The 8,945-nt window shown below is 74.1% G+C and carries 13 protein-coding genes; 8 read left to right on the top strand and 5 right to left on the bottom strand.

Features of this window, described 5'->3' with window-relative positions:
• The first annotated feature begins 163 nt into the window (after nucleotides 1–163).
• Genes ACWJ6R_RS23725 through ACWJ6R_RS23710 form a run of 4 tightly spaced genes read left to right on the top strand, consistent with a single transcriptional unit; the run spans nucleotide 164 to nucleotide 2,874 of the window.
• Complete coding sequence (locus tag ACWJ6R_RS23725; protein WP_449064346.1) at nucleotides 164–1,117, top strand: DUF418 domain-containing protein; 954 nt, start codon at nucleotides 164–166, stop codon at nucleotides 1,115–1,117.
• A complete protein-coding gene (locus ACWJ6R_RS23720) occupies nucleotides 1,114–1,971 on the top strand; it encodes a carbon-nitrogen hydrolase family protein (RefSeq protein WP_449064345.1) in 858 nt (285 codons plus the stop codon). Before ACWJ6R_RS23725 ends, ACWJ6R_RS23720 begins: the two co-directional genes overlap by 4 nt.
• 10 nt (nucleotides 1,972–1,981) lie before the next feature.
• Nucleotides 1,982–2,446 (top strand): hypothetical protein, encoded by a 465-nt coding sequence (locus tag ACWJ6R_RS23715; protein ID WP_449064344.1) that lies wholly within the window; start codon nucleotides 1,982–1,984, stop codon nucleotides 2,444–2,446.
• Nucleotides 2,443–2,874 carry a hypothetical protein gene (locus ACWJ6R_RS23710; RefSeq protein ID WP_449064343.1) on the top strand — a complete coding sequence of 144 codons (432 nt, stop codon included), beginning with the start codon at nucleotides 2,443–2,445 and terminating at the stop codon, nucleotides 2,872–2,874. The genes ACWJ6R_RS23715 and ACWJ6R_RS23710 overlap by 4 nt, the downstream gene beginning before the upstream one ends.
• Before the next feature lie 28 nt (nucleotides 2,875–2,902).
• Here the strand turns inward: ACWJ6R_RS23710 and ACWJ6R_RS23705 are convergent, their stop codons facing one another.
• Entirely contained in the window at nucleotides 2,903–4,396 is a 1,494-nt protein-coding gene (locus ACWJ6R_RS23705; protein WP_449064342.1) for a carboxyl transferase domain-containing protein, read from the bottom strand.
• On the bottom strand, nucleotides 4,393–5,550 hold the full coding sequence (locus ACWJ6R_RS23700; protein ID WP_449064341.1) for a CaiB/BaiF CoA transferase family protein: 1,158 nt from the start codon (nucleotides 5,548–5,550) through the stop codon (nucleotides 4,393–4,395). The genes ACWJ6R_RS23705 and ACWJ6R_RS23700 overlap by 4 nt, the downstream gene beginning before the upstream one ends.
• 274 nt (nucleotides 5,551–5,824) lie before the next feature.
• Between ACWJ6R_RS23700 and ACWJ6R_RS23695 the strand changes: the two genes are divergently transcribed.
• Together ACWJ6R_RS23695 and ACWJ6R_RS23690 are read left to right on the top strand one after the other, a co-directional pair.
• Nucleotides 5,825–6,172 (top strand): uridine kinase family protein, encoded by a 348-nt coding sequence (locus ACWJ6R_RS23695; RefSeq protein ID WP_449064340.1) that lies wholly within the window; start codon nucleotides 5,825–5,827, stop codon nucleotides 6,170–6,172.
• A 37-nt stretch (nucleotides 6,173–6,209) separates the two neighbouring features.
• Nucleotides 6,210–6,449 carry a hypothetical protein gene (locus ACWJ6R_RS23690; RefSeq protein WP_449064339.1) on the top strand — a complete coding sequence of 80 codons (240 nt, stop codon included), beginning with the start codon at nucleotides 6,210–6,212 and terminating at the stop codon, nucleotides 6,447–6,449.
• Nucleotides 6,450–6,522: 73 nt separating this feature from the next.
• Here ACWJ6R_RS23690 and ACWJ6R_RS23685 read toward each other — a convergent pair whose 3' ends face one another.
• The gene (locus tag ACWJ6R_RS23685) at nucleotides 6,523–6,804 is read right to left on the bottom strand and encodes a hypothetical protein (protein WP_449064338.1); all 282 of its coding nucleotides are present in this window, start codon (nucleotides 6,802–6,804) and stop codon (nucleotides 6,523–6,525) included.
• Between the two features lie 210 nt (nucleotides 6,805–7,014).
• On the bottom strand, nucleotides 7,015–7,179 hold the full coding sequence (locus ACWJ6R_RS23680; protein ID WP_449064337.1) for a hypothetical protein: 165 nt from the start codon (nucleotides 7,177–7,179) through the stop codon (nucleotides 7,015–7,017).
• A 118-nt stretch (nucleotides 7,180–7,297) separates the two neighbouring features.
• On the opposite strand from ACWJ6R_RS23680, the gene ACWJ6R_RS23675 reads away from it, so the two are divergent.
• A complete protein-coding gene (locus ACWJ6R_RS23675; protein ID WP_449064336.1) occupies nucleotides 7,298–7,696 on the top strand; it encodes a LysR substrate-binding domain-containing protein in 399 nt (132 codons plus the stop codon).
• A 4-nt stretch (nucleotides 7,697–7,700) separates the two neighbouring features.
• Here ACWJ6R_RS23675 and ACWJ6R_RS23670 read toward each other — a convergent pair whose 3' ends face one another.
• On the bottom strand, nucleotides 7,701–8,450 hold the full coding sequence (locus ACWJ6R_RS23670) for a DeoR/GlpR family DNA-binding transcription regulator (RefSeq protein ID WP_449064335.1): 750 nt from the start codon (nucleotides 8,448–8,450) through the stop codon (nucleotides 7,701–7,703).
• Nucleotides 8,451–8,499: 49 nt separating this feature from the next.
• On the opposite strand from ACWJ6R_RS23670, the gene ACWJ6R_RS23665 reads away from it, so the two are divergent.
• Nucleotides 8,500–8,874, top strand: a complete 375-nt coding sequence (locus tag ACWJ6R_RS23665) for a hypothetical protein (RefSeq protein ID WP_449064334.1) — start codon at nucleotides 8,500–8,502, stop codon at nucleotides 8,872–8,874.
• The last annotated feature ends 71 nt before the right edge of the window (nucleotides 8,875–8,945 follow it).

The raw sequence follows: 8,945 nt of genomic DNA, 5'->3' as shown, positions 1-8,945 counted from the left end.
GCATGATCAGCCGCTAGGTCACGGCTTCACCTCCCGTTCTGCTGGGCGCACGAAAGATCAAGGTTAACTCTTGCCTGCAGAGTCCCAGCGGAAGCCGCTGACATCAATTCCGCGCGAGCCGCTGACGGTCTCTCCGCGCTTAACAGACGAATAGGGTGGCCCGGTGACACGCAGGCTTCATGAGCTGGACGCGCTCCGCGGTTTCGCCATCTGCGGGATCATGGTGGTCAACACCTGGCAGCACACCCGCGGCCACCTGGAGGACCCGGGACGGACCCCCGCCGACTGGGCGGTGGAGAACCTGCTCCAGGGCCGGTTCTACCCGATCTTCTCGTTCCTGTTCGGCCTGAGCTTCGTGCTGTTCCTCCGCTCCGCCGCCGGGCGGACCCCGCGCCCCCGCCTGGCGCTGCTGCGCCGCCTGGCCGTACTGGCCTGCTTCGGCGCCGTGCACTGGGCGGTCAACCCCGGCGAGGTGCTGCTGCCGTACGCGCTCTTCGGGATGCTGGTGCTGCTGCCCGCCTCGTTCCTGCCGCGCTCGGCGGTGCTGCTGCTGGGGATCGCCACGACGGCGTGGGCGATCCCCCGCGGCGGCGGGATCATCGTCCACGGGGTGTTCGTGGTGGTGCTCGTCCCGGGGCTGTTCCTGATCGGGGCGGCCCTGATGGAGTACCGCCCGCCCGAGCGCCTGCTGCTCCCCGCCTTCCTGGCGAGCGCGGCCGCGGGCGGGTGGCTCGTCTGGCTGTGGAACGGCACGTACGCGACGGGCCTCTATACCGCCGCCGGGCTGGCCTGCGCGACGGCCTACTGCACCGGGCTGCTGCTGCTCCTGCGCACCCGGCTGCGCGGCCCCCTCACGGCCGTCCTCAACCCGCTCGGCCGGGTGGCGCTGACGAACTACCTGATGAGCACCCCGGTCATCCTGCTGGCGCTGCCGCCGCTGACCGCCGACCCGACCCGGCTGTCGGGAGTGGCGCTGGCGGTGGCCGTACTGGCCGGCCAGGCTGTCTTCAGCCGCTGGTGGCTGGCCCGGTTCCGGTACGGCCCGTTGGAGTGGGTGTGGCGGTGCCTGACGTGGATGGAACGGGTCCCGAACCGCCGGATAGGGTCGGAGCCGTGACCCGCATCGCCCTGTGCCAGATCCCGGTCTCCACCGACCCCTCCGCCAACCTCGACCAGGTCCGCCGCTCCATCGAGCGGGCCGCCGCCGACGGCGCGGAGCTGGCGATCTTCCCCGAGGCCGCGCTCACCCGGTACGGCCGGCGCATTACCGGGCTGGCCGAGCCGCTGGACGGGCCGTTCGTCACCGGACTGGCCGAGTCCGCCCGCGCTCACGGCCTGGCCGTGATCGCCGGGGTGTTCGAGTCAGGCGCGGACCCGGGCACCGCGCCGGGCACAGAGCCGGACGCCGGGACCGCTGCCGGGGACGGGCGCGCGCCGCGGGTGCGCAACACCGCGGTGGCCGTCGGCCCCGACGGGGAGCTGAAGGCCGCCTACCGCAAGATCCACCTGTTCGACTCCTTCGGGGCGCGCGAGTCCGAGCTGGTCGAGCCGGGCGACGAGCCGGTGGTCGTGGAGCTGGCCGGGATCCGGGTCGGCCTGGTCACCTGCTACGACCTGCGCTTCCCCGAGCTGACCCGGGCGCTGGCGGACCTCGGGGCCGACCTGTTCGCGGTGATCGCCGCGTGGGGGTCGGGGCCGATGAAGGAGGAGCACTGGACGACCCTGGTCCGGGCCCGCGCGATCGAGAACACCACCTGGACCGCGGCCGTTGGCCAGGCGCCGAACCCGGAGGCCGCCGACGGCTTCGGCATCGGCCGGAGCCTGCTGGTCGACCCTATGGGCGTGGTCCGCGCCGACCTGGGCCCGACCCCCGCCGTGCAGACGTGCGTTCTGGACCCTCAGGTCACGATTGTCACCCGCAATGCCCTCCCGTGCCTCGAACACCGGCGACTGCCGGTCAATAGATCGTAAAATGCGACCCGTGAGTGAGCCACCTGGACGCAGAACGCAGATGCAGAAGGTCATCCCGCCCCGGTTGCTCGTGCCCTACCTGGCCGGCCAGCGGACCGTGATCTCGGGGTACGTCTACCGGGTGCAGGACTGCGTCCGGCTGACCACCCCCGCGCAGCTCTTCATGGGCCTCGACCTGGGGTTCGACGGCTCGGAGCTGGACGTCACCGTGCCCGAGCTCTACCTCCTGCGGTGGTTCGCCCGGGACGTGGACACCTACGTCGTGCCGTACGGCCCGCACATGGGCGGTGACTGGAACGATTCACCGCCGTTCGCCGGGAACGGCTTCACCACCTCGCGCGAGCACGTCGTGCCGCAGTTCCACACCATGCCGATGCCGATCCCCCCGGGGGCAGAGATCATCCACGTGACCATCGACCGGGAGGAGCGTCCCTTCGCCCTCTACGACGGCCTGACCTGGCGGCCGGCCTCATGAGCGCGGAGATCGAGCCGGTGGCCTCGGGCTTCGTCGCCGGTTACCGGGAGCGCACCTACGCGGCGGCCCTGGGCCCGGACGCGGGCGAGGTCGTGCTGTTCAGCGAGGAGGCCGCCGACGGCTTCGAGGCCGCCCGGGGCTACTGGCGGGCCGCGGTCGCCCGGGAGGACCTGGAGTGGCTGGTGCTGGTCCGCACGGTCGGCGCGTTCGGCGGCGAGCCGTGCCTGGTCCTGGACGCCACGGAGGACGGCGGCGAGGAGAGCCTGCACATCGCCTACACCGGGCACAGCGGGCTGAAGGCCGAGGCGCTGGGCTACTGGATGGTCGACCACGGCGCCTACGAGGTGGTGGTCCCCCGCGACGAGGTCGTCTCCGTCCGGATCGAGCGCGTCCCGGTCCCGCTCACCCCGGCCAAGTCCGAGCCGTAGCCCCCGCCCCTCCCACACGACCGGCCCGCTACAGCCCGAGCCGACGGTAGCGGGCGAGCCGGGCGGTGAGCCGGTCCGCCGGGTCCCCGGCCAGCAGGCGGGCGATCTCGTACTGCAGCGCGGCGCCCACCCGGCGGCAGAACTCCTCCGGCTCGTAGGCGGCGTCGGGCGACTCCGGGACGAGCCGGTCCACGATGCCGTCCCGGCGCAGGTCGGTGGATTTCACCCCCTGGGCGGCGGCGATCTCCGGAGCGAAGTCCACGCTCCGGTAGAGGATCGCCGAGGCCCCCTCCGGAGGCAGCGGGGAGAGCCAGGCGTGCTGGGCGGCCAGCACGCGGTCCGCCGGCAGCAGCGCGAGGGCCGCGCCGCCCGCGCCCTCGCCGAGCAGCAGGCAGACCGTCGGGGCGTCGAGCATCACCAGGTCGGCCAGGCAGCGGGCGATCTCGGCGGCCAGGCCGCCCTCCTCGGCCGCCTTCGACAGCGCGGCGCCGGCCGTGTCGATCACGGTGACCAGCGGCAGGCCCAGCTCCGAGGCCAGGCGCATGCCGCGCCGCGCCACCCGGAGCCCGGCCGGGCCGAGCGGCGCCACGGACCGCTGGCGGTACCGGTCCTGGCCGAGCACGACCGCGGGAGCCGTGCCGAACCGGGCCAGGGCCAGCAGCAGGCCGGGGTCGTTCTCGCCGGTGCCGGTGCCGTTGAGCGGGGTGACGTCGCAGGCGCCGGACCGCAGCAGCTCCCGCACGCCGGGCCGGTCGTCCCGGCGGGAACGGGTGACGACCTCCCAGGCGCCGACCGCCGGGACGCTCCCGTCCGGTTCGGGCCCGGGATCCAGGCCGTCGCGCGGGGCGCAGAGCACGGCCAGCGCCCGGATCGCGATCTGGCGGGCGTCCTCGGCGGAGACGACGGCGTCGACCAGGCCGTGCGCGAAGAGGTTCTCGGCGACCTGCACCCCCTCGGGGAAGGGGTAGCCGTGCAGCGACTCGAAGACCCGCGGCCCCAGGAAGCCGATCAGCGCGCCCGGCTCGGCCGCGGTGACGTGCCCGAGGGAGCCCCAGGAGGCGAACACCCCGCCGGTGGTGGGATGGCGCAGGTAGACGACGTACGGCAGGCCCGCGGCGCGGTGCGCGGCCACCGCAGCGGTGATCTTCACCATCTGGGTGAAGGCGAGCGCGCCCTCCTGCATCCGGGTCCCCCCGGAGGCCGGGGCGGCCAGCAGCGGGAGCCCCTCGGCGGTGGCGCGCTCGACCGCGGCGGTGAGCCGCTCGGCCGCGGCCAGCCCGATCGACCCGGCCAGGAAGGAGAACTCGCACGCGACGACCGCGACCCTGCGCCCGTCGAGCAGGCCCTCCCCGGTGACGACCGACTCGTCGTAGCCGGAGCGGGCCCGCGCCGCCGCCAGCTCCGCCGCGTAGTCGGACCCCGGCTCGGCGGGGTCGGCGGGCGGGGAGTCCCACGACCGCCACGTGCCGGGGTCGAGGACGGCCCCGATCAGGGTCCGCGCGTCCGGCCGGTCCGGTCTCACCTCTCCCGCTCCTCGAGCCAGGCCAGCACCTCGTCGCCGTGCTGGCCGAGGGCGGGCGGGGCGGTGTGCGCGCGGGGCGGCTCACCGTCGAAGCGGAGCGGCGGGCCGGGCAGCTCGACCGGGCCGAGCACCGGGTGGTCCACCGTCACGACGAGTCCCTGCGAGCGCGTCTGCTCCCAGGCGTAGACCTCGTCGATGGAGCGGATCGCCCCGGCGGGCACGCCGATCCCGCCGAGCGCGGCCAGCCAGTGGGCGCGGTCGTGGGCGGCGAGCGCCTTCTCCATGTCGGCGATCAGCTCGTCGCGGTGGGTGAACCGCTCCCGGTTCGTGGCGTACCGCGGGTCCTCGGCATCGACGCCCAGCAGGGCGGCGACCTTCCGCCACTGCCCCTCGTTGGCCGCCGCGATCTGGATCATGCCGTCGGCGCAGCGGAACGCGCCGTAGGGGGCGATCGAGGCGTGGTGGTTGCCGCCCGCCCCGGGCACCTGTCCGCCGACCGTCCAGGCGGTGCCGTGGTAGGAGTGCACGCCGGTCACCGCGGCCAGCAGCGAGGTCCGCACGACCTTCCCCCGGCCGGTCCGCTCCCGCTCGTACAGGGCGGCGGCCACGCCGTAGGCACCGTGGATGCCGGCGAGCAGGTCGGCGATCGAGGCGCCCACCCGGTACGGTTCGGCGGACGACGGGCCGGTGAGGCTCATCAGCCCCGCCTCGCCCTGGGCGATCTGGTCGTAGCCGGGCCGGCCGCCCTCGGGGCCGTCGTGGCCGAAACCGGTGATCGACAGGACGACCAGGCGGGGGTTGAGCTCGTGCAGCCGCTCGACGGGGAAGCCGAGCCGGTCCAGGACACCGGTCCGGAAGTTCTCGATCAGCACGTCGCTCTGCCGTACCAGGCGCTCGACCAGGTCCCGGCCCTCGGCGGACTTGAGGTCGAGCGCGACCGAGAGCTTGTTGCGGTTGGCGGCCAGGAAGTAGGTGGAGATGTCGCCCTCGGGGCCGACGAAGGGCGGGCCCCAGCCCCGTGACTCGTCGCCCCCGTCGGGGTGCTCCACCTTGATCACTCTGGCGCCGAGGTCGCCGAGCATCTGCGCGGCGTGCGGCCCGGCCAGCGCGCGGGACAGGTCCAGGACGACGATGTCGCCAAAGGCTCCCTGCAAGATCGACCTCCGGGTGAGAGTCGCCGATCCTAGCCGAACAGGGCCGGGAAAGGCACGGGGGCGCACGGCGGACGCACCAGGTCTCCGCCCGGAACGATACCCGCGGGTAACCTCCGTGTCTCCTCCCCCGCCGACTTCCTGCCCCGCCGCTTCCGCGCGGCCGGGCGGCACGATTCCCGACGGCTCCCAGCCCGTCCGTCCCGAGCGGCCGGGTGGCACGATCCCTGCCGCTCCCTGCCCGCGGCCCCGCGCGGCCGGGTGGCACGATGAGGGGATGGCCACCATGATCTCCTTCCCGGAGCTGGCGGCGGCGGTCGGGGCGCTGCCGCCGTCGTGCGGGCCGGTGCGGCTCGTCGCGGTGGACGGGCCCGGCGGCTCGGGGAAGACCACCTTCGCCGGGCGACTCGCCCGCGCGCTGGACGCCCAGGTCGTCCACAGCGACGACTTCCCGGTGCCGTGGGACGAGCCGCCGGCCGCCTGGTTCGAGCACGTCGAGGACCAGGTGCTCGGCCCGCTGGCGGCGGGCCGGGCCGGCGGCTACCGGCGCTACGACTGGGCGCGGGGCGTGTTCGCCGAGCGGGTGGACGTGCCGGTCGCGCCGTCCTGGTGCTGGAGGGCGTGAGCACGGCCCGCCGTACGGCCCCGGTCGCCTACGCGGTGTGGGTGGAGGCGCCGCGCGAGCTGCGGCTGGCCCGCGCCTGGCCCGGGACGGCGCGCACCTGGAGCCGCAGTGGCGGACCTGGATGCGCGCCGAGGACGCGTGGTTCGCCGCCGACCGCACCCGCGAGCGCGCCGACCTGCTGGTCGACGGCATGGTGGACGTCCCGGGCGGGTTCGCCCTGATCTCCGCTCCCGGCCGGGCTCCGCGGCGGCCGCGCGGTGAGCGGGCTCCCCGGTGACCCGCAGTAAGCGGGCTCCGCGATGGCCGCGCGGTGAGCGGGCTCCCCGGTGACCGCGCGGTGAGCGGGCGCCTCAGCCGGTGAGGCCGGGGGCGCCCTCGCCGCCGAAAGTGATCACGATGTCCCTGCCGTTGGCGTAGCTGACCACGGGCCGCCGGAGCACGTCACCCGCCCTGCGGGCGACCGCCTGGAACAGCTCCACCATCTCCGGGGTGTCGGCGGTCACCCTGAACCGCCCTTCGGCGGCCAGCATCTGCGTGACGAGCGGGACGAAGTTCGCCTCGGCCCGGACTCTCTCCTCCGCGTCGAGCGGGGTGCGCCGGGGCACGGGCCGCGTGCCGAGAGGGTGGGACATCACCGGTCTCCTCGTGATAGCCGTCCGTCCGGCACGCCTTCCCCGGGTGTCCCCGGCGGAGGCTTCCGGCCGCTTCCGGCACACCCTACGACGCGCTCTCCCCTGCCGGGGACGTCACCGGACCGGGCCGGGGACATCACCGGAGATCTCCGGACCGGATCCGATCGGGGCGGAGCAGCCGGAACCAGGAGGCGTACGGCGGGACAGGCCTCAGCGCCGTCCGCGCAGGGTCCGGCGCAGGTCGTCGACCCACTCGTCCGGGATCTCCCACGGGATGAAGTGGCCGCCGCGGTCGTGCGCGGTGACGTTGACGTGGTTGTACCAGGCGGCGCGGTCGCTCTCGAGGAAATGCCGTACGCGCTGCGCGGTGGTCACTCCCGGTGGATTCTCGTAGCCGACGAACGTGATGCCGGTGGGGGCCTCGACGACCGGCCACCGGTCATGCGAGGGGGTCCAGGGGTAGCGGTTGTTGTTGGCGTAGGTGCGGATCGACGTGTCGATCGCGTCGCCGGCCGGTCACCCTCTGGCGGGCAGGTCCGTCATCTCCAGGACCGATCTCGCGGGCGAGCCGCTCGTCCTCCACGCCCGCGCGGCGGGGCCGGGACTGCACCGCGCCATCGATGTCTGGCTCGGCGGCGCCGGCGTCCGGGCCGGTGACGTCCACGAGGCCTGGGACCTTCCGACGGCGGTCTCCCTCGTCGAAGCCCGAGCGGGCATCGCCCTGCTGATCGCTCCGCCGCCGCCTCCCTCCCCTCGATTCGTCCCGGTCACCCTGCACGCCGCCCCCTTGTTCGACCTCTGCCTGGCCGGGCGCGACGACCCGGGGGTGGACCGTCTGGTCGAGGCTCTCCGCGAGCACGACGGCGACCGCTCGACGGACGCCCCCGGGTGAGCCGCTACGGGGCGTGGACGACCGGCACGCCCAGCGCCCGCACCGTCGGATCGTCCGCGTTCGCGTCGGTGATCACTCCGGCGATCTCGGCCAGGGGCAGCACGGCGAACCGGGAGGCCGCGCCGATCTTCTCCGAGCTCGCCAGCACGTAGGTGTCGGCGGCCCGGCGCGCCAGGGCGCGTTTCATCGCGGCCTCGTCGGCGTCACCGGTGGTCAGCCCCGCCTCGGGGTGGACGCCGGTCACGCCGAGCAGGAAGAGGTCGGCGTTCAGTCCCCGCGCGGCCTCCATCGCGGCGGCGCCGCAGGCGACCATCGAGTGCTTGAACAGCCGCCCGCCGATCAGGTAGACCTCCACGTCCCGGTGGTCGGCCAGCGCGCTCGCCACGGTCGGGCTGTGCGTCACGACGGTGGCCCGCAGGTCCGGGGGGAGCGCGTGCACGACGGCCAGTGCGGTCGTGCCGCCGTCGAGGATCACCGTGCCACCCGGCCGGACCAGCGCGGCCGCGGCGGCCGCCACCCGCCGTTTGCCGGACACCTGGACGTCCTGGCGTGCGGCGTAGTCGGCCGTCGCGGGCGACGCGGGCAGCGCGCCGCCGTACACGCGCTGGCACAGGCCCGCTGCGGCGAGGTCGCGCAGGTCGCGGCGGATGCTGTCCTCGGACATGCCGAGTTCGGCGGCGAGGTCCTTGGCGACGATGCGGCCGTCCCTGTGCAGGCGTTCGAGCAGCAGGTCACGGCGTTGAGCGGCAAGCATGCACGTTTCTCCTTGTTTTTTCCGATTATTGCACGATATGGTCGGCACCATGCTCATTCTGATCGCAGGCCCGTACCGCTCGGGCACCGATGACGACCCGGATCTGATGGCACGCAACCTGGCCCGGCTGGAGGAGGCGGCGTGGCCGATCTTCCGCAGCGGTCACGTCCCCATGATCGGCGAGTGGGTCGCGCTCCCCGTGCTGCGCGGCGCCGGCGGCACCGGACCGGCCGACCCGGTGGCCGAGCAGATCATGTACCCCACCGCGGAACGCCTGCTGCGGCACTGCGACGCGGTGCTGCGGCTGCCCGGCGAGTCCACCGGCGCCGACCAGGACGTCCGGATCGCCCGGGAGCGCGGCCTGCCCGTCTACCACCGGCTCGAGGACGTCCCCGGCTACCGGTCCATCGAGGAGTGCGACTGACCGCTCTCCGGCCATGACTTGACTTCCGCGATCACCGTAATCCACCCTTTCACTAATCGATTAGTGAAAGG

The sequence above is a fragment of the Planomonospora algeriensis genome (assembly GCF_977012225.1).
This window is presented reverse-complemented; position numbering and strand designations above follow the sequence as displayed.